The sequence below is a fragment of the Candidatus Hydrogenosomobacter endosymbioticus genome (assembly GCF_021654655.1).
Classification (GTDB): domain Bacteria; phylum Pseudomonadota; class Alphaproteobacteria; order Holosporales; family GW7; genus Hydrogenosomobacter; species Hydrogenosomobacter endosymbioticus.
In genome coordinates, this window is the sequence record NZ_AP025225.1 from 257,776 (window position 1) to 277,513 (window position 19,738).

Genomic DNA, 19,738 nt, shown 5'->3' on the forward strand with positions numbered 1-19,738 from the left:
TCATTATGCCGAATAAATATCCATAATTTGACGCCGAGTAAGACTAAGCAAAACACCCATAGCAAAGCATAAACTCAAGAACGAGGACCCACCGTAACTTACAAATGGAAGCGTTGTACCTTTTGTTGGGATCATTCTCATAACAGACCCCATATTAAGAAAAGTTTGAATTAAAAGCTGCATCGCTATGCCAACACAAGCAAGAGAATAAAATTTGTCTAACCTATTCATGGCATGCAGCAACGACCTGAACACTATGATCCCATATAGCAGTATTATTATCACGCATAAAATCATTCCGAATTCTTCTGCAGCTACGGCAAAAATAAAGTCTGAATGTCCGTCGGGGATAGAATTCAAAACCACTCCGGCTCCGGGACCTTTTCCAAACCACCCTCCAGAGGAGAATGCCGACAGCGCTTGAATCACTTGATAATGAATTCCAAATTTATCACACCCGCCGGAAAACAAGAATGAATTTATCCTGGCAGCAACGTGAGAAAAGCAACAATATGCCACTCCTACAGCCCCAACACCAAACAAAGCTCCGGCCGCAAACCAAGCAATTGGAAGCCCAGCAACAAAACACTGCACAAACCACACAGATGTGATCAAAAAAACCATCCCTATGTCTGGCTGAAGCAGCAGCGGAAATATCATCACAAAAATCAAAATAAGTGTAGATGCATATCTGTGACACAAATGACGCTTGGTAAACAGCCAAGCAGACAAAACTACAGACGCTGTTTTCAAGAACTCCGATGGTTGAAGAGAAAATCCGCAAACAGATATCCACCGTCTCGCCCCCTTTATATCGCTTCCAAATAAAAACACCAACCAAAGAGCTATCCATGCAAAAACAGCAATCAGTATGGACGACATTATTATGCCTTCTTTCTTCATCATAGATGCGCACATCATCACCATAAGGCCTGGAAACATGACTATAAAATGTTTTTTAAGCAGAACAAACGGGCTCCATCCGTGCTGAATAGCCACCACCGGGCTGACACTCATAATAAGCATGCTCCCTATTCCTATAAGAGCAAGAATGCTACCTAAAATCCAATAATCTATGGAACGAAAAAGATTAGATAGCTGAACAGAAACCATAGCAGTGTCAAAGGCGAAGTCCTCATTATGGATAAATTGTAGACCATATGCTTCATAAAAAAAACTTTCAAAATCATGCTCGGGGGTTGCTGTATGTGCAAAAAACCGCGCAAACCACTAAGATCAAGAAATTTCAGTCCAAACCAATATCAGCACGTCGCATAATACCTGAAAAAACTGACACAGTTTTTGGTTTTATTTTTTCCAATCATGTAATAGACTTTCTCTGTTGATGTGCTGAATAACAAGCTCATTCTCAGATTTATGAGACAGTATATAAGAGATTTTTTTATACGATGTATTGCTAACGCAGCAGCCATCTCTTGTCTCGTATTGGTGTTCTTTCTTATAGCTAGCTTTGTATCATATAACCCTCAAGACCCGAGCATTAACGTAGCATCAGACGAAGTAGTGTCAAATGTTATGGGAGATTACGGGTCATGCGCAAGCGATATGTTATTTCAGTTTTTCGGCATATCCGCGCTGTTAATTCCATGCGCCGGGCTTTGTTTGTTTTATTCGCTCGCTAAATATCATAGAGCTCCGGTATCGGCACTTTTATTCTTGCCGTCTATGCCAATAATGTCTTTTTTACAAAGCAAACTTTTTCCGTCAATAGGAGGCCCATTGCCAAACGCAGCGGCGGAGATAATAGACGCCCACTTATCGGAAATGCCATATATTTCTGAGACATTAGCGTGCATAACTTTTGTGTTTTCAGCCGCTGTAACGGTTCATAAGCTTGCCCCATATATACGATCAAAACTGGATAAGTTAAAGGCCATTAAAAAGCGAAAAACACAAACAAATGGAAGAATAAGCAAATTGCTAAGAGCCAATAAGCCAGAGTCATCCGAAAACTCTACCTATACACCAAAACAGACCATACAAGCAGTACAACTACAGAACAAAAGCGCATACAAGCTCCCCTACCTAGAGCTTTTAGAGCAGCATAAAAACAACAAGAAGCAGCCGATTGATAAAAAAAGTCTATCAGATCAAACCGCTCAACTTCTTGGAGTTTTATCAGATTTTGGGATACATGGTGATATCATAAACGCCCATGCCGGACCGGTTGTAACGTTATTCGAGCTTCAGCCTACAGCAGGGATAAAGGCATCACGAATTATTAGCTTATCAGACGATATCGCAAGATCTATGAGCGCTTTTTCTGCACGAGTCGCGCCCATACCTGGGAAAAATGTTATAGGGATAGAGCTTTCAAACCAGCACAAAGAAACGGTGTATCTTTCAGATATAATAGCTTCCAGCGAATATAATTTTTTCAACGGAAATCTCGCATTAGTTCTCGGGAAAGACATATCCGGATACCCAGTAATAGCAGACCTTGCTCGCATGCCGCATCTGCTTGTAGCTGGAACCACTGGTTCAGGAAAATCTGTCGGCATAAACAGCATGATATTATCGCTTCTTTACAGGCTTTCTCCGTCACAATGTCGGCTTATAATGATAGATCCAAAAATGCTTGAATTATCGGTATACGACGATATTCCACATCTTTTGACCCCGGTTGTTACAGACCCTAAAAAAGCTGTGATGACTTTAAAATGGGTCGTTCACGAGATGGAAAACAGATATCGCATGATGTCTCAGCTCGGAGTACGTAACATCGAAGGCTTTAATCAGAAAGTGTCTTCGTCTCTATCTAAAAATGAAAAACTGAAAAGAAAAATACAAACTGGATTTGACCCTCATACAGGAGCCCCTATATTCGAAGACCAAGAACTAAATCTAGAAGAGCTTCCGTTTATAGTTGTTGTTGTTGATGAAATGGCAGACCTTATGCTGGTAGCAGGAAAAGAAATAGAAATAGTCGTCCAGCGCCTTGCTCAAATGGCGCGGGCAGCCGGCATTCACCTTATAATGGCAACACAGCGCCCATCGGTAGACGTTATCACAGGCACGATAAAGGCTAATTTTCCTACAAGAATAAGCTTTCAAGTCACATCCAAAATAGACAGTAGAACGATACTGGGAGAACAAGGGGCGGAACAACTTCTAGGACATGGCGACATGCTATACATGGCCTCTGGTGGAAGAATAATGAGGGTACACGGACCATTTGTAAGTGACAGCGAAATAGAGCGCGTAGTTACATTCCTTAAGCAGCAAGGATCTCCAGAATACATAGAAACCATACTTCATGAAGAAGAACAAGACACCCAAGCAAACGACATCCAATTTGGTCAAGATTCGTCGTCTATTTATAAACAAGCCGTAGAAATAGTAAAGCGTGACCAAAAAGTGTCCACTAGCTATATCCAAAGACAGCTTCAAATTGGATATAACAGAGCGGCTCGAATCATAGAGCAAATGGAAAAAGAAGGGCTAATATCTCCTCCAAACCATGTTGGCAAACGCGAGATTTTGTTTTAGATAATTTACTTACGTCAAACCCAGCGCCAGTTATACGTAAAATCACACGTCAAATACACTAAAACTCCTCTATAGCCACCTATCCTCCTCTCACCTCTGTTCGGCATGCATCTTAAGGTTAGCCTCCAGTATGTCTTCAAGCTCGCCATCCAGAATTTTGTCAGGACATCCCGACTCAAATCCGCTTCTTACGTCTTTCACAAGCCGATATGGCTGAAGAACATATGACCTAACCTGTCTACCCCAGCTTATTCCAGATTTCTCTGTATTGCTAAGCGCCGCTATGTCTTCTTTCTGCTTTTTCATCTGACTATCATAAAGCCTAGATTTAAGCATAGACATGGCAGTAGCTTTGTTTCTATGCTGAGACCTATCATTCTGACACTGCGCCACAATTCCAGACGGAATGTGAGTAATTCTTATAGCGCTTTCTGTTTTGTTTACGTGCTGTCCACCTGCCCCAGAGGCTCTATATGTGTCTATTTTCAAATCCTTCGGATTTATCTCAATTTCCACACTATCGTCAACTTCCGGAGACACAACTATAGATGCAAAGCTGGTATGCCTTCTTGAGGAAGCATCAAATGGCGATATTCTAACCAATCTATGTACGCCGCTTTCGTGCTTCAACCACCCATATGGGAATTTATGTTCTGGACCAGATATTTTGATAGTTGCCGATTTCAAACCAGCCTCCTCTCCAGGACTTTCATCAAGAGCTTCCACTTCATACCCGCATCTCTGCGCCCACCTCATGTACATTCTCAGAAGCATCATCGCCCAATCCTGCGCCTCTGTTCCTCCTGCACCAGCTTGCACCTCAACGAAACAACAGCTTTTGTCTCTTTCTTCCGAAAATAGGGTGTTAAGCCTGAGCTTTCGAACAGAATCAACTATTGAAAGGATAGAACGCGACTCCTCATCGGCCACTTCGTTCTCTCCCTCATCCACGGCCATGTTGAATATCTCTACTGAATTTTTAAGAGCAGATTCCACGTCCAAAATCTCCCGCTCCTCAGAAACGAGAGCCTCACGGCGCTTCAAAAGCTTTGCCATTTCGTCAGGATCGTCCCAAGTTACGCTCGACTGCGAATCAATTTGATCTATTTGTTCGCGAACTCCCCGCTTTTCAAAGCCACCCCCTTAAAAAATCGAGTATTTCCCTCGCTTCTTTTATCTCTGATTGTATATCGTAAACCGTTGTTCCAGACGCCATATATCTATAAAATTAAGGCCCACCGGAATCAATTCTATATTACAGAATTAAAACTGTCATCTATGCACCCGAATCCGCAGAAAACGTATGGCACATGCGATTTTAGCAACAAATAATCGCCTCCGTCCACACTAAAAATGTTTCGTTGAAAACCTGTGCAAAAGCCTTTTTTTATACTAACATCTGTGTTACGGATTATAAAGCACTGTTAATTGATGGATACTTTTGATAATAAGTCATTTCCTTTGAGTTCGCGCGCATGGCGTGCAACTGCTCTAGCCGTTTTGTTTTTTGCTTCCGGATTCGCGAATGCTGCAGAAAAAGCCGGCTCGCCTTCTAACAAGAAATCTGCCGCAGCACATGTCGCCGAACTCTCCGCACCGCAGAATCTAGAACAACCGAGAAAGGCAAACGAGGTCGCAAGCATAAAGACGTTATCCGATGCTCTGTGCTCGGCATATGAAAAAAATGCTTCCATATTAGCGGCACGCGCAGAAGTTAACGCTTCTGCAGAAGAAGTTGCCAAGGCATTGTCAGAATGGCGACCGGAAATAGACATGATAGCAAGACAAAGCAACAGTTCGTCTAGACATAAAAAGCTTCAAACTCTCCCAGGAATCGAAAGAAGAGCGCCAGAGACGGGAATACACGACGAATCTTCTCTTGGCCTCGAGCTGCGACAAAATATATACTCCGGAGGCGGAACAAGCGCTCGAATAGACTATGCTATCAACAAATTCGTATCTTATTGCTATGTCCTCATAGAAAAAGAACAGGAGCTATTCGTAAAAGTAATAGATGCCTTCCTTAATGTTATAATAGCGCAAGAATTTTTAGCTGCAGACAAAAGGAATGAAGAGCATCTTAATAAGCTTCTCGAACAAACCAGAGTGAAATTTGAAGTGGGAGATCAGACTATCTCAGACCTAAAAGCCGCAGAAGCTAAAGTACTCGACGCGAGAATGAGGATATCGTCCGATATAGCAGAAATAGACTCTACTACCGCACATCTTAAAGACATAACTGGAAACAGCAGTCTTGCCTATAACTTAGAAACACCAAAGCCATTTGAGTATAAAGTTGATTCTTTGGAAAAATTTGTCGCGCAGGCGTCCCGTTCGTTCCCAGAGTTGATCGCCCTTATGTTCAACGAAAAGGCTGCTCTAGCAAGCGTTGCCAATGCCACTTCACAATTTCTTCCAAAGGTTGATCTAAGCGCTGGGCTGAGAAGAAATAAGTCCTTTGCACAAGAAAATCATGGGAGAGTTAATGGTATAGACCGAAGAGAATACCACAATGACGGCAGCGTTGGGGTTACGCTTTCCGTCCCTATATACAAACAAGGCCTAACAAATGCGGCTCACAGAGAAGCCACCCAACAGCTCCATAAAGCACGGCTTGAAAGGGCGCAAAAAGTACGTGATGTAGCTCATTTGTGTGCAAAAAATCTCAGTCATTATGAAGCTGCTGTTAGAAATGTAGATATTGCGAAAGCATCCCTAGACGCAAACAAGGTATCCCTTGACCAGGCAGAAAAACAATACGAATTCGGAGAGCGCGGGTTTGCAGAGACAGTTCAGTATCAGACATATTGGATAGACTCTCTTAAGCAGCTGATAAAGGCAACGTCAGATTTGGTGCGCGCATCGTATAATCTTCCGTATATGGTAGGCAAGCTTCGTCCAAAAACATTGGCGCTCAAAATATCAGAGTACAACCCTTACGTCTACTATGATAAGAACCACGCCAGTTGGTTTGATCTCGGGTCTGATGAGTATTTCGGAGAAAAGATCGCAAAATTCAATACAGAGTTTGATGATTTTGAAAGGCATAGTGCAAAAAATATAGCTCGCACCACGCAGCAACCTGAAAACAAATCTGTGAAACCAAATAGCTCAAACAAGCCATCAAAATAAACCATTGATTGTGGCCTCTCTGGTTTTTGTTCTGATAAATTAGGCTTTGTCTCAAGGTTTGAATCTTTCTCCCGCCCTCCCTCATATCTCTCTGCAGTTTTGGGGGTGGGGAGAGTTTTTCCAGAGTACTTAGCCTTGGTCCTATTTTAATCATCCAACGTTTTGCGCTTCTATACCGCATTCACTGATGATAAAAATTCATTCATAATCATCTCAAACGAAAAAAATAATATACAACAATCATCATCAACCATTTACTCAGAAAAACTATATTTGCATTGTTGACTGCTCTGACTATGGCGGCTATTGCGCTCTCCTTTGCGTTATCGTTCCCGCCTGATCTTACAAAAATAAATGATATTTCCTATGTATTACTCGACAAAGACGGAAACATACTCGCCGCGACAATGTCAAAAGACGATAAATGGAGGATTTTCACAAAATCAAAAAACACATCGCCTATATACATAAAAATGCTAAAAACATTCGAAGACAAGAGGTTCGACAGACACAACGGCGTTGACATATTGGCGATAGTTCGATCTGCAACGCATATCATAACGAAAAAAAAATTTTTATCAGGAGCGTCTACAATAACGATGCAAGTCGCAAAAATGCTAAGCCAAAAAAAGAAAAACAAGATCTACCAAAAAATAATACAGTGTATACGAGCAATACAACTTGAAATAATGTTCCCTAAAGAAACAATTCTAGATATGTATCTCACACTCGCTCCATTCGGATATAACATAGAAGGGCTCTTTGCTGCCTCATGGATATATTTCGGCAAAGCTCCTTCAGAACTTAATACAAGCGAAGCCGCTTTTCTCGTAGCCATTCCAAAATCTCCATCCTGCGTATCAAATAAAAAAAAACTCATAGCTCTTCAGAAAAAAACCCTCAGAAGACTTGTTGATAAAGGAGCAATAACAAAAGAAGATGCAAAACTCACAGAAAAAATCGCTCTATCTTTCTGCAAAAAAAAACCAGAAATGCACGCGCAAAACCTTCTCTATAGATTAATAAACAAGGCCGACCAAAGCAAATCTCGATACTTACTAAACCTATCTTGCAACCAATTGCACAAATCTTTTATGTTTGAAACAACTATAGACAGATTCATACAAATAGAGTGCGAAAAAATACTTTTGTCAGAAGTGTATGAAAGGCTGTCCTCTATAGATCCCATATTAAACGCCGCTGCAGTTATAATGGATGCAAAAAGTGGTTGCATAGTGTCTTACGTCGGCTCTGCTGCATTCGGGGATAAATTAAAAAGTGGGTATGTTGATATGGCTGATGCTCTCCGTTCTCCGGGCTCTACTCTCAAACCATTTATATATGCTATTGGCATGGAAATGGGCTTTCTAGGACCTGCAACAACCGTATACGATGGTAAAACAAATTTTGGAAACAGTTACTCTCCAAAAAATTTACAAAGAGACTTTATGGGAGACGTCACAGTTGAAGATGCGCTTTTATTATCGCTCAACTCTCCGGCTGTTGCAGCTTTAGAAACTATAGGTCCAGAAAAATTTATGCAAAAAATTAGAGAAGCTGGAGCTATAGCAAAAACAGCCAAAAATTCTCCTCCGTCCCTTCCAATAGCGCTAGGAGGGCTGGGAATTTCCCTAACAGACCTAGTATCGCTTTACAGCGCTTTCCCGAGAGACGGAACCTGTTCTAGGCCAATATTTTTTAAAAACAAAACACCGCAAGTAACAAAATTCTTGACAAAAAATTCTGCGAGACAAATACACGAAATACTTTCAATGTCATCAAACAAATCAGCGAGCGACCTCATGACAACACCATACAAAACCGGGACTTCTTATGGAGGAAGAGATGCGCTAACAATTGGTTATACTGAAAATTACGTCATAGGAGTTTTGGTCGGTAGGGCAGACGGCAAGTCTATACCCTCCGTTTCCGGAGAAAGCGCAGCGCTTCCAATATTCACTAGACTAGCATCAGAAACTATTGGCGATTCAGCAAAAATAGTCTATAGAAAAAGTCATTACACAATACTAAGTCAACGGCTATCAACAAAACTCCCTAAAAAACAGCGGCTATTCCTATCTAGGATGCAAAAAATGGCTCTCGACAATCAAATATACATAAGTTTCCCAGAAAATTCCTCGACTCTGTGCGTCCATCGCGGAGAAAACATTTGTGTAGTTACGCAAAAAGGAACCGCTCCTCTCTCTTGGTTCATTGACGGACATCCGCGCATATCTGAAAAAATGCACGAGAGCACACTGATATGGATTCCAGAAGACGAAGGCTGGCACAAAATTACAGCAGTCGATACAGATGGAAAATATAGCTCTATACTAGTAGAAATTTTATTTATAAAATAATAGAACTAACCTGTCGCAAAATAACAAAATAGAAAATAAAATAATTTAAAATATCCGCCTAGCAACTAACGGTCAATAGTTATACTATTCGCAGTTTACTTTTGTTTTTTTCCAGAATACTATCTCACTTGAATATGCCGCAGATAACTAGTATTACTCGTATTACTTTTTATGAAATTTTTTATAGAGAGATATGTTGTTTTTTGAATACCTTTATAAGGTTTGCTCTATCGCATATAACCTCTTTTATAAAATGCTGTCAGAGCGGCCCATGTTTATTCCTTTGTATATAGCGTCTGCAGTATTTATAATTCTCAACAAATTTTTCAATAGAAAATTCCAGATCGCGTTTAAATTTGCAGATAGTCTGATTGAAAAACTAACAAATACATTATCGTTCAAAACACCTTCTTGTAGCATTTTCACAAATAGTTCTATTTTTATTTCTTTGGTATTGTGGTGTTTTATTTGCATATTAGTATTTTTAACGTCGTTTTCATTTTTCTTTAATTTTGACATCGCTGATGAGGCGCTTCACTTGTATTGCTTGGCTCATGGTGGGATGGCAACTAAAACTCCTTTATTTCTAAGCATGTTTTACATACCATTTCATTATATCGGTGAAGTATTTGGTCATTTACTTATTGGGTATAGGTTTTTGTCGCTTACCATAACGGTAATGCTACCTGTTATTTTGTGCAAAGTTCTGCGCAAAACAGTAAATTCTATGGGAATTGGGAACATTATAGCCGGGCGAGAAATAATATTTACTCAATACTTCATATTGCTATCGTTTTTTAACTATAGCTATAGTTTAAAAAATTTTTCATATTACACAACTGCCGTTATCTCTTCTATTGTTTGCGTTATAGCCTTGTGCCTAGTTTCGACAGCACATAGGACGAGTTCCGCGCTATTTTCTTCAACGCTGCTGTCAAGCGCGATTTTTCTGGCAATGTTATCAAGGCCTCAGCAAGGTTTGGCTATGCTTTTGTTTGCCATCGGATTTTCAGTGCTATTATATTCATATACAAAAAATAGAATTTATTTATATATCTTAGCTTTTACAATATCTTTTTTGTCGCTATATTTTGCGGCCTTTTGGCTTTTATACAAAGACGTTGCGATAGGATGCTTTAGGTTATATAAAATAGCAGCTACAGGGTTTTATAGCAACCTTTTACTTAGATATTTATGCTCTGCAAAAAATTTAACTATAAAATACTTTCATTTATTTTTTATAGCTTCGTTATGGGCTGCGTCTACCGCATCAGAAAGAATTCGATATAAAAATCTTGCCTCAGTGGCCGCCGCCGCATCATTTTTAGTTATAGTCTATGAGGCTTTCAGAATAGTTTGTTTTGAGCCAGCCTCAATGGCATGCGTAGAAACAAATTGGCTATATTTCGTATTATGCATATGTGCTGGATTGCTGTATATATCACGAGCAACAGAAAAAAAACCGGCAGCAGCTTTCGTCATAGTCTGCGTTTCTGTTTCTGTTATTTCATCTCTCGGCTCATACTGTAACATGTTTTATATATCTTCGCTAACAATGCCTATATTAGCCTCTCCAGCCATACTTCTACTATTTGACGTTACCAAAGGACTAAAAAAACACCTTTTTTCATCGATATCTGTTGGAGCAATTACATTTGTATCTCTGTTCTATGCAATACTTGAAAAACAAGTCATCCATTTTTGCGGAAATGGTCCGTTCATGAATCAGACAGATTTCACAAAAAGCAAATATCTTCAGTTTATAAGAGTAGAAAAAAATTTTGCCTACCCGATAGATAGAATTATACATGAGCTTAACGTAATTGGGTTTGATTTTGAATATGACAGAATCTTCGCATACCCTTATCTTGCCGGAATCGTGTGCGCGTCCGGGGCAAAGGCTTTCGGCTGCGTATGGAATATGGCCGAGATAAACATCACATCAGCAAAAACAGCTCCTGAAATAGTAGAATACAAAAATATATCCCATTTAAATGCAGAATATCTCAGGCTCTCAGCGCACAAAGATAGCTGCATTCGAAATGTGTATATTATGGTTGGAGAAAAAAGCGGAGAAAACATAGCAAAAAAAATAGAAAATATGTTTTTCGAAAGATTGCAAGTCTCCAAAGAGCTCGAGGAATTGAAAACCGCACTGCTACCAACTACCGAAACGCACAAGAAATACATTTGCGAAATATACACTCACAATCCAGATTCCGGCTTCAAAGATGCTCGCCCTAGAAAATTGTACCTCATAGGCCCTTACAAACTGAGAAAGCCGCATTCTTAAACTTAAAAATAAAAAGCTTTAGGATTAAAAACGAAAAAGACTAAGCTGTCTTCGCTTCAGCCGCCATTTTCCCTTTCCCTTTCTTCCTCAGCATTTTTCTTTCAACTTTCATAAAAGCCCTTGAGAATACATCCATCAGAAAAAATAAAGCAATTAAGCTAAGAAGTGTAAAAACTTGCCCATTTTTACGCGCCCCATCCTCTATACCAACAGCTTTTCCTATAACAAATGCAATAAGCTGCTCGGATTTGTCTCTATAATTAGTTTCAGTGAGATTTTTTTTATCATTCATATGAACAAGAAGTCCATATTTTGTGTTTATTATCGGGCTACGCAAATCTTTCGAATTTCCATACTCTATTTTGTGCGCATTATAGTAGTTCATGAAAAGAGAGCTTTTCGATATGGACTCTTTTACAAAACTTACCGTACCTAAAGATGTTATAACAAAAAATAAAAGACCGAGCATCAGCAAAACGTGTGCAAAAGTAAATCTCACCACATGCCTATAGTTAAATGGAGCGTTTTCGTCTAACGCATCAATTACCAACCTTTTATTAATAAAGAGCCACAACAGATACAGAGCACATATAATGGTCATACAAATACTAATAGCGTACACCGACTGCAGCATCAAATTTTTTCTTTCATACTGAGCTATTTTCAAAATATCACTGTTTTCCTGCTCGCGAATTCTGCTTATCTCTTCATCTTTTTTCGCTGAAACATACTCGAACTGCGAAATGTTCGTCTTTTTTTTCCACAGTTTATACGATATATTGTCCTGAAAGCACCCAACTTCTGCGCCGGTTTTTTCTGAAAGAGAGCGTACATAAACAACAGGGTTGTTAAAACCTTGTATACCGCTGGAAAAATTTACAATTTCAAACAATAACTTTGAAAATATAATCATCGCGGCAATAGCAAAATATGTGCTTGTGACTGTTTTCAACTTAAAGTTTAGAAGCATCGCAGCGAACAGGTAACGTTATGCCGTGCCAGAAATGCTACTTCTAACAGATAAACTTTAGGTTAAGATCTGGCAACATATTACGACCAAACATCGACACACAATCGATCAAAAAACCATCTTCATTTACGCTCGCAAAGCATCAGCAAAACACCATAAGCATTAATTATTGATAGTCATCCCCAGAAAAATCCGCTCCTCCCCAGCAGTCACTTTTTTCTATCCAACCGCTGTATTTTTTGTCTTGAGTAGACACATAGCACCTTCCGTTAGTTATTTTATATATCCTGCATATAACACCTTTTTTTAGTATGGCGACAGTTCTACCTGTTCCGTCCGGCCTGCTGTTCATGTGGCTTTCTTCAGACGTAACTACTACCGTTTTTTTATTGCTAAGAAAATTTTTGTTTACCCATCCGCACGTGCCATAGCTGTCACGAATATAAGCCCAGTTCGAAAACTCTCTGATAACAAGAACAGGTAAACCAAACCTTTTATATATCCACTCTATAGGATTTTCATACCCAGGCCCCGACCTCCAATTCACTTCATTAGACCTGAGCGAACGATATTTCTGAGACGAAACTTGCGTGGCTGCCTCGCAAATAGCGCAGCAAAAACCAATGGCATAAACAAAAACCTGGAAAATACAATAATTTTTCCTAATAATATCTATCATAAACAACGCCCTTAAATATCTATTTCAGATCTATTTCAGCGAACCACACGTATATGCAATTCTTTTAAGCTATCAGCAGACACAGCAGATGGCGCATCCATCATCAAGTCTCGAACCTGCTGACTGAACGGGAACGCGATTACCTCTCTTAAATTTTTAGCTCCAGAAAGTAACATGATCATCCTATCAATACCTGGAGCAAGTCCTCCATGAGGAGGGGCGCCATAATGAAACGCCCTGATCATTCCTCCGAACTGCTCGTCCACATGATCCTTACCATACCCCGCAATTTCAAACGCTTTGTACATTATCTCTGGCACATGATTTCTTATAGCACCGCTGGAAAGCTCGATTCCGTTGCACACAATATCGTATTGATATGCCTTTATACTTAAAGGGTCTTCTGAACAAAGCGCGTCCATTCCGCCCTGAGGCATAGAAAACGGGTTGTGAGAAAATATCACCGCTCCGGAATCTTTGTCTCGCTCATACATTGGAAAGTCCACGATCCAACACAGCTCAAAAGAGCCATCACGAACCAGTCCCAAAGTTTCTCCCAAGTGTATACGCATTTTCCCAGAGATTGATTCTGCCAAGCTTTTTTCGTCCGCTATAAATAAAACTCTGTCGCCAACGCCAAGATCAAGAGTTGAAAAAATATTGCCCCTATGTCGTTCATTCAAAAACTTTGCTATAGGGCCAGAAAATGACGCTTCGTCGCTCACATCTAGAGCTTCAACAGTCACATATCCAATCCCCTTAGCTTTCTCGCGCTCTGCCCACTGCGCCAAAGATCGGAAAAAGCTCTTTTGTAGAGAGTTTTTTTGCCAAATATCAGCTTTGATAACCAAAGCTCTCACAACACCACCGCCAGAAATTGCTCCAGAAAATGGGGGGCATGGGTTACTAGAAAATTCCTCTGTGAGGTCTCGGATAACAAGCGGGTTACGCAGGTCAGGCTTGTCGCACCCATACAGCAGCATCGCATCTTCATATGTTATTTTTGGAAAAGGTATATTTGTGACGCTAGCCCCTCCACCAAACTCACAAAACACAGAGCGCAAAACTGGCTCAATCACTTCAAATATCTCACTTTGAGTTGCAAACGCCATCTCTATGTCCAACTGATAAAACTCTCCAGGAGACCTATCTGCCCTCGGGTCTTCGTCACGAAAGCATGGCGCTATCTGAAAATACCTATCAAAACCAGACACCATAAGAAGCTGTTTAAATTGCTGAGGAGATTGAGGAAGCGCGTAAAACTCACCGGGATATAACCTGCTTGGGACTAAATAATCGCGCGCTCCCTCAGGACTCTGCTTAGTCAGAATCGGCGTATGAAATTCTAGAAATCCCTGCTCTATCATTCGCATGCGCAAAAAATTCACAACTTGGCTGCGCAAAACTATATTTTTGTGAAGCTTTTCTCTTCTGAGATCTAAAAATCTATACTTTAACCTGGTTTCTTCTGGAAACTCTTTTCCAGAGTTGACGTTCATCGGAAGTGGCCCCGCCATAGACAAAACGTCAATCGATTCTACGACAACCTCAATCCCCCCTGTAGATATTTTTTCATTCACAGTCTCTGGAGAGCGCTTTGCAACGACGCCGTCAACTTTTATGACACTCTCTAGCGACACTTTTTGTGCATCAATAAAGCGCGAACACGAGGAGTAGAAAACGCATTGAGTCACTCCATAGTGGTCCCTCAAGTCGATAAACAATATCTGCCCAAGATCGCGGACCCTATGCACCCATCCTGAAAGACGAACCTTGCAGCCAACTTCGTCTTCCGATAGCTGCGCGCATGTGTGAGTTCTGTATGAACTTATCGATGCAATCTCCGCAGATCCAGAACAGTTTTTATGACAACTAAACGACACCTTCCCTCCTCATTAGCACGCAGAACCACCACAGCAAGAAAGATTCTATACGAAATCGCTGGTCTAAAACAGTATTTTCAGAAAATGCCAGCCCGAGATGAGCCGGCCCAAGTAGCCTCTCAAACTACCACGACACCTTAACACACCACACATAAACCACGAACAACGGCATCTGCATAAAGCGAAAGATCCACGTCTCCAAAGATACTAGAAGTCCTGCCCCCACAACAACATAAAATTACGCCTATCATCTTGCTTTTTATATACAAGAGCACGAGAGAACATCGCTCCAAGCTTACCAAGAGGAGTATTAAATAGAACACCACCACCAAAAGATATCCTATTATAAAATTTGTCATTTATAACCCATGTTCTTTTCATATAGTGATGTCGTTCCCTCGCATACCTAACCTCTCCAGCCATTCCAGAATTCCAAAGAGAACCAGATTGAATATACACTATTCCTTTTACTGGGATCTCCCTAGGAAGCCCAAGAGGAAAGTATAATTTCAATGCCGCAGAATAAAACTGCCTACCACCAAGAAAATCGCCTGTAACCCTGTCCTTAGGTCCTATCCCATTCTCGTCAAACCCACCAAACGGTATGCTGCCGCCTCCCATATTAAACAAATCGACGAACCTTATATATCCTAGACTTCCGATAACACCATATTTGCTTTCGCATCTAATAACCCAATCCTGCCTCTCGTCGAGAGAGAAATACTTAGAGGCAGAAAATATATTAGATAAATACCTGACGCTTCCGCCAACTCCAGCGAGCTCATTCTCAACCTTAAGAAAATAGCCACCAACAGGATCTCCAGCAGAACGAACTGTCTTATCGTAAATAAGATCATGGCTCACTGATGACACGTAATTGGTAGCTCTTTTAAGTTGCATAAATGGAGAAGACCATCCATCCCTAAGCCTGGTTTTATCCCTTTTAATTCTATATCCGAACACTTGCGCCATGTTTTTGTTTATCTGGTAACCAACGCGCGTCCCTACTCCAGAGCTCAGCTGCCTATACCCGCCTTCTTTGCCGAAAGTACCCCTTGTATCTCCTCTATAACTGCTGTGAAAAATGTCAACACCGCCAGCCAGTTTTCTGCCAAACAATCTCGGGTTCGTATACCCTGCATTAAGGCCAAAGCTTCTCTTAGAAAAGTTCGTATCCAAATTCAGAACATGCCCCTTGCCAAGGAAATTCCTCTCAGTTATTCCAGCCCGACCAATTGGACCTTCAAACGTAGAGTATCCAGCTCCAAACACAATATCACCCGTTGACTTTTCTTTAACTATAACATTAAGGTCCTTCTGCGAACTGTTTGGGGTCGGAACTTCCTCTATCTTTACAGACTCGAAGTAATCAAGATCGGCAAGATTTTTCTCAGACTCTGATATTTTAGCGCTACACAGAGAGTCACCACTCGCCACATCTAGCTCTCTCATTATCACAGTGCTTTCAGTCCCAAAATTCCCCCTCACTTTAACGCTTCTCACATATTTTTCAGGAGCTTTTTTTATAACAAAAGTAACTCCAACCAACCGGTTTTTCTCGTCTTTGTTTGGAACAGGTACAACATCTACAAACGGGTGCCCCTCATCATTCAGTGTCTTAGAAATCAAATCAGACACACTCTGAACTTCTCTATGACAAAACCAATCCCCTTCTTGCCAAGCAATACACTCTAAAACCCTATCACTCACACGAACTCCGCTAGCTTCAGAAACTACTTTCGTTTTACCAAAACGATATCTTTCTCCCTCGGTCATCGCAAATGTGATATGAAAGTCTCCAGTATCCTGCGCCATCTCCGATAGAACAGAAGAAATGTTAAAGTCCACATAGCCAGCATCTAGGTATTTCTGCCGCAACAGCTCTCCATCATATTTCATCCTAGCGCTATCATACGTGTCGTCATTGCTAAAAAACCTATACCAGCGATATTCTTTGGTAGAAATAGAATCCAGAAGAACATTGTCGCTAAATTTTTTATTACCAACAAACACTATAGACCGCACAAATACCTTCTTCCCTTCGTTTATCTTAAACACAAGGTCGACTCTTCCATCCCTGTTAATCACCTCTGCACAAACTACAGTAGAAGACATCCCTTTCGCAGCGTAAAGAGACCTTATGCGGTGAACTGCCTCTTTAATTTTTGCCGGAGAAAACGGCTCTCTTGGAAATACTTTTGCTGCTTTTTGAAGATCCTCGTCTTCTATATTCTCGTTCCCTTCAAACACTATCCTGTTAAATATCTTATTTTCCACAACATTAACAGAAAGAGTATCCCCGCTCACAACCATCTTAACGTCAGAAAAAATCCCGGTAGCGAAAAGCTTTTTTAGATACTCATCTAAATCTTCCTGCGTATACTTCATGTCTTTGCTGCGCTCAAAATTGTCGACAATCACGCTAGAATCAGCCCTTTTATTTCCACTAACCTTTACGTCACGAATCAAAAACGTCTGAGCACTAGCGCACACAGACGTCAATAAACCAACAAAAAACGCAAACGCCGCAACAAACCTGAAAAAATTCACAAAACGCCCAGACGCAAAAAACTAAAAACCCGTTAAAGGGTACTAAAAAGCTCTTAAAAATTCAATGCCTACCACCAGAAAACGCTATAAATTTCTTTAACAAAATTTTTGCTCTGGCCTTTCTTGTCAAAACGCAACTGCCAGTCCAAAAAACAAAACTGTATAGCTCCGCATGGCTGGAACTATATTTGCAGAATTTTCCCCGCAAAGCAGCCTAGCTACACATTTCCTCGTCTCGCATAATGACAAAGCCGCCTCATACAACCAGCTAAACAAGACGTGACAACTTCCTCTCTCCTAAAGGCCGATCACGCAGACTGCACGGTTAGCGTAGGGTCAACCCATCCGATTGTACCGTCACCTCTCTTGTGAAGAACATTAACAGCCCCCGTAGACTTGTTTCTGAATATTAGCGCAGAACCACCCTCAAGCTCCATTGTAGCAATAGCCTCTGAAACAGTCATCTCGCTAAAAGACTCAACCATTTCCGCAACAATAGGCGGAGTATCAGCATCCTCAAAAGCATCTGCACTAATTGGAATAACCTTGGTAACAGCATCTATCTTTCCAGACTGCCGCTCGCTTTTCTTTCCATGGGCTATTATACGCTTCTTATATTTACTAAGATTTTTTCTCAATTTATGAAAAGCGCTGTCAAAAGCGAAATAAAGCGCCTCACCCTCAGCGTGCGCCTTTATATACGCCTTTTTACCAATTTTCAAAGAAATTTCGCAAACGCTTGCATAAAAAGGCTTAGAAAAAGTAACAACGCTCTCTACTGGCGCTATACCATACGTTGCGCAGAGATCCCGAACAGCATCTTCTGCATAAAGCGAAAGCGAAGCTCCGACAGACACCTCATGCCTAACAATCTGCACACTTACAACTCCGTCGCGATTATCCATGGCCCCCTCCCTTTTTTATAATAGTTTCCAGCAGTATGTTATGTCCCCCGCAGCATATTTTTCGTCACGCCTGCAGGCTCACTCTGACCTGTCATCATGATGAGAATCGCCGCCTGCGCGAACAACGCTTATATTAATATCGACGACAACATCTGGGTGAAGCTCAATCGAAACAACATGCTCCCCAAGACTCTTTACCGGCGAATCTAAAATAACGCTTCCTTTTTTGACAGGAGCTCCGCGCTCTTCGAGGAAATTCGCAACGTCAGACGCAGAAACAGACCCATACAAATGGCCTGCCTCGCTCACCTCTTTCTCTATCACAAGAGGACCTATTTCTCTAAGCATCTCAGCCACTTCTTCTGCAGCGGCTCTCTTAGCAGAGTCCGCCTCAAGCCAAGCTTTTTTTTCGGAATCCCGTCTTTTAAGATTATCATCCGTAGCCAACATAGCTCTCTTCTTGCCGCACAAATAATTCCTAAAAAACCCACGCCTAACAGACACCACGTCGCCAACTACACCAAGATTCCTGATAGACTCTAACAAAATAACTCTAGTCGTTCCCATGACAAACCCTTCCACCCACAGACCACCGTCTCCATTTTAACCAAGGCTGGAAAAAACTGCAAACAGCCATCACGACTATCGGAACGACGCAAACGAAACAAGAAACCCAAATGAAAATCTTGCCATATGACCTTCCAACGCCAATCTTCTTTATCAGCGCCCTACCACCGTCAATAAAAAACGGAGCCAAAGCCACCGCTCCAGCATTAGCAAAAACGAGACTATCGTCACCAGACAAAATCGTACTCCCCAAGACGCATCCAGCTACAGCATAGTAATCCGCTTCAGAAGGAGAAAAAAACGCAAACGGACTGTCAACAACACTCCCAGAACCGACCCTTTGCGCAATTTCCAAAAAAACAAAGCTCACTAGACAAATCACAAGAGCACCAACACCAATAGAACAGTCGCATAGATAATAGCACCAAACAAATTCTAACGGCGGCATTTTTCCAACAACACTAGTTTCAAAAAAGGCTCCTACAAGAAACAGAGCAACAACTGAAGAAAAGAAAAAACTCAAAATCACCCTTGAAACAGTAATTTCATCGGAAGAGCCTCGCCCATAATTCTTCACTTTAGCAAAATTAAGATACGAAGACATAACGATAGAAAAACCCGAACAATAAACGATGAAAAACAAAGAAACCTGAGGACTAAAGAAGGCACAAACAACTGCAGAAAGCAGCATCATAACAATAACAAGAAGCTCAAATCCCAAAATAGAAGCAATCGCCAGGACAGGAACCACGCACAGCGCCCTAATCGCGCCAAAAAACTCCCCAGCAAACAACATACCCAGCAACAAAACAACAGAGGCTGTCAACCAAAAATCCCTGCGAGACCTATACCCGCAAACACAAGACAGCCGGGTAATGATATCCACAAG

At 41.1% G+C, this 19,738-nt stretch carries 13 protein-coding genes and 2 pseudogenes; 5 read left to right on the forward strand and 10 right to left on the reverse strand.

Annotation, left to right across the window (positions count from 1 at the left end; all coding sequences use genetic code 11):
• Positions 1-3 precede the first annotated feature (3 nt).
• Complete coding sequence (locus HYD_RS01235; RefSeq protein ID WP_236865522.1) at positions 4-1,113, reverse strand: FtsW/RodA/SpoVE family cell cycle protein; 1,110 nt, start codon at positions 1,111-1,113, stop codon at positions 4-6.
• A gap of 264 nt (positions 1,114-1,377) precedes the next feature.
• Here HYD_RS01235 and HYD_RS03825 point away from each other — a divergent pair.
• Together HYD_RS03825 and HYD_RS01240 are read left to right on the forward strand one after the other, a co-directional pair.
• Positions 1,378-1,692, forward strand: a pseudogene (locus HYD_RS03825) (DNA translocase FtsK 4TM domain-containing protein); the annotation flags it as partial.
• A gap of 324 nt (positions 1,693-2,016) precedes the next feature.
• Positions 2,017-3,510 (forward strand): annotated as a pseudogene (locus HYD_RS01240) (DNA translocase FtsK); the annotation flags it as partial.
• Positions 3,511-3,600: 90 nt separating this feature from the next.
• Here HYD_RS01240 and prfB read toward each other — a convergent pair.
• Positions 3,601-4,726, reverse strand: a protein-coding gene (gene prfB, locus HYD_RS01245) for a peptide chain release factor 2 (RefSeq protein WP_236865526.1) whose coding sequence is annotated in 2 segments (ribosomal slippage) — positions 3,601-4,641 and positions 4,643-4,726 — 1,125 coding nt in all. Because the reading frame shifts where the segments join, the coding sequence is not laid out codon by codon here.
• Positions 4,727-4,941: 215 nt separating this feature from the next.
• On the opposite strand from prfB, the gene HYD_RS01250 reads away from it, so the two are divergent.
• Complete coding sequence (locus tag HYD_RS01250; protein ID WP_236865527.1) at positions 4,942-6,642, forward strand: TolC family protein; 1,701 nt, start codon at positions 4,942-4,944, stop codon at positions 6,640-6,642.
• 281 nt (positions 6,643-6,923) lie between these two features.
• Positions 6,924-9,002, forward strand: a complete 2,079-nt coding sequence (gene pbpC, locus HYD_RS01255) for a penicillin-binding protein 1C (protein ID WP_236865528.1) — start codon at positions 6,924-6,926, stop codon at positions 9,000-9,002.
• A 246-nt stretch (positions 9,003-9,248) separates the two neighbouring features.
• Here pbpC and HYD_RS01260 read toward each other — a convergent pair whose 3' ends face one another.
• Positions 9,249-9,521 (reverse strand): hypothetical protein, encoded by a 273-nt coding sequence (locus HYD_RS01260; protein ID WP_236865530.1) that lies wholly within the window; start codon positions 9,519-9,521, stop codon positions 9,249-9,251.
• 559 nt (positions 9,522-10,080) lie between these two features.
• Here HYD_RS01260 and HYD_RS01265 point away from each other — a divergent pair.
• Positions 10,081-11,295, forward strand: a complete 1,215-nt coding sequence (locus HYD_RS01265) for a hypothetical protein (RefSeq protein ID WP_236865532.1) — start codon at positions 10,081-10,083, stop codon at positions 11,293-11,295.
• A gap of 40 nt (positions 11,296-11,335) precedes the next feature.
• Here the strand turns inward: HYD_RS01265 and HYD_RS01270 are convergent, their stop codons facing one another.
• From HYD_RS01270 to HYD_RS01300, 7 genes are all read right to left on the reverse strand, one after another.
• Positions 11,336-12,208, reverse strand: a complete 873-nt coding sequence (locus HYD_RS01270; RefSeq protein WP_236865534.1) for a hypothetical protein — start codon at positions 12,206-12,208, stop codon at positions 11,336-11,338.
• Between the two features lie 223 nt (positions 12,209-12,431).
• Positions 12,432-12,944 carry an SH3 domain-containing protein gene (locus HYD_RS01275; RefSeq protein ID WP_236865536.1) on the reverse strand — a complete coding sequence of 171 codons (513 nt, stop codon included), beginning with the start codon at positions 12,942-12,944 and terminating at the stop codon, positions 12,432-12,434.
• Between the two features lie 35 nt (positions 12,945-12,979).
• Positions 12,980-14,776, reverse strand: coding sequence for an aspartate--tRNA ligase (aspS, locus tag HYD_RS01280; protein WP_419469454.1), 1,797 nt, complete (start codon positions 14,774-14,776; stop codon positions 12,980-12,982).
• 258 nt (positions 14,777-15,034) lie between these two features.
• Entirely contained in the window at positions 15,035-17,377 is a 2,343-nt protein-coding gene (gene bamA, locus HYD_RS01285) for an outer membrane protein assembly factor BamA (RefSeq protein WP_236865538.1), read from the reverse strand.
• 308 nt (positions 17,378-17,685) lie between these two features.
• Positions 17,686-18,282 carry an HPF/RaiA family ribosome-associated protein gene (locus HYD_RS01290; RefSeq protein WP_236865553.1) on the reverse strand — a complete coding sequence of 199 codons (597 nt, stop codon included), beginning with the start codon at positions 18,280-18,282 and terminating at the stop codon, positions 17,686-17,688.
• A gap of 78 nt (positions 18,283-18,360) precedes the next feature.
• Positions 18,361-18,849, reverse strand: coding sequence for a 50S ribosomal protein L9 (gene rplI / locus HYD_RS01295; protein WP_236865555.1), 489 nt, complete (start codon positions 18,847-18,849; stop codon positions 18,361-18,363).
• Positions 18,836-19,735, reverse strand: coding sequence for a hypothetical protein (locus HYD_RS01300; RefSeq protein ID WP_236865557.1), 900 nt, complete (start codon positions 19,733-19,735; stop codon positions 18,836-18,838). The genes rplI and HYD_RS01300 overlap by 14 nt, the downstream gene beginning before the upstream one ends.
• Between the last annotated feature and the right edge of the window lie 3 nt (positions 19,736-19,738).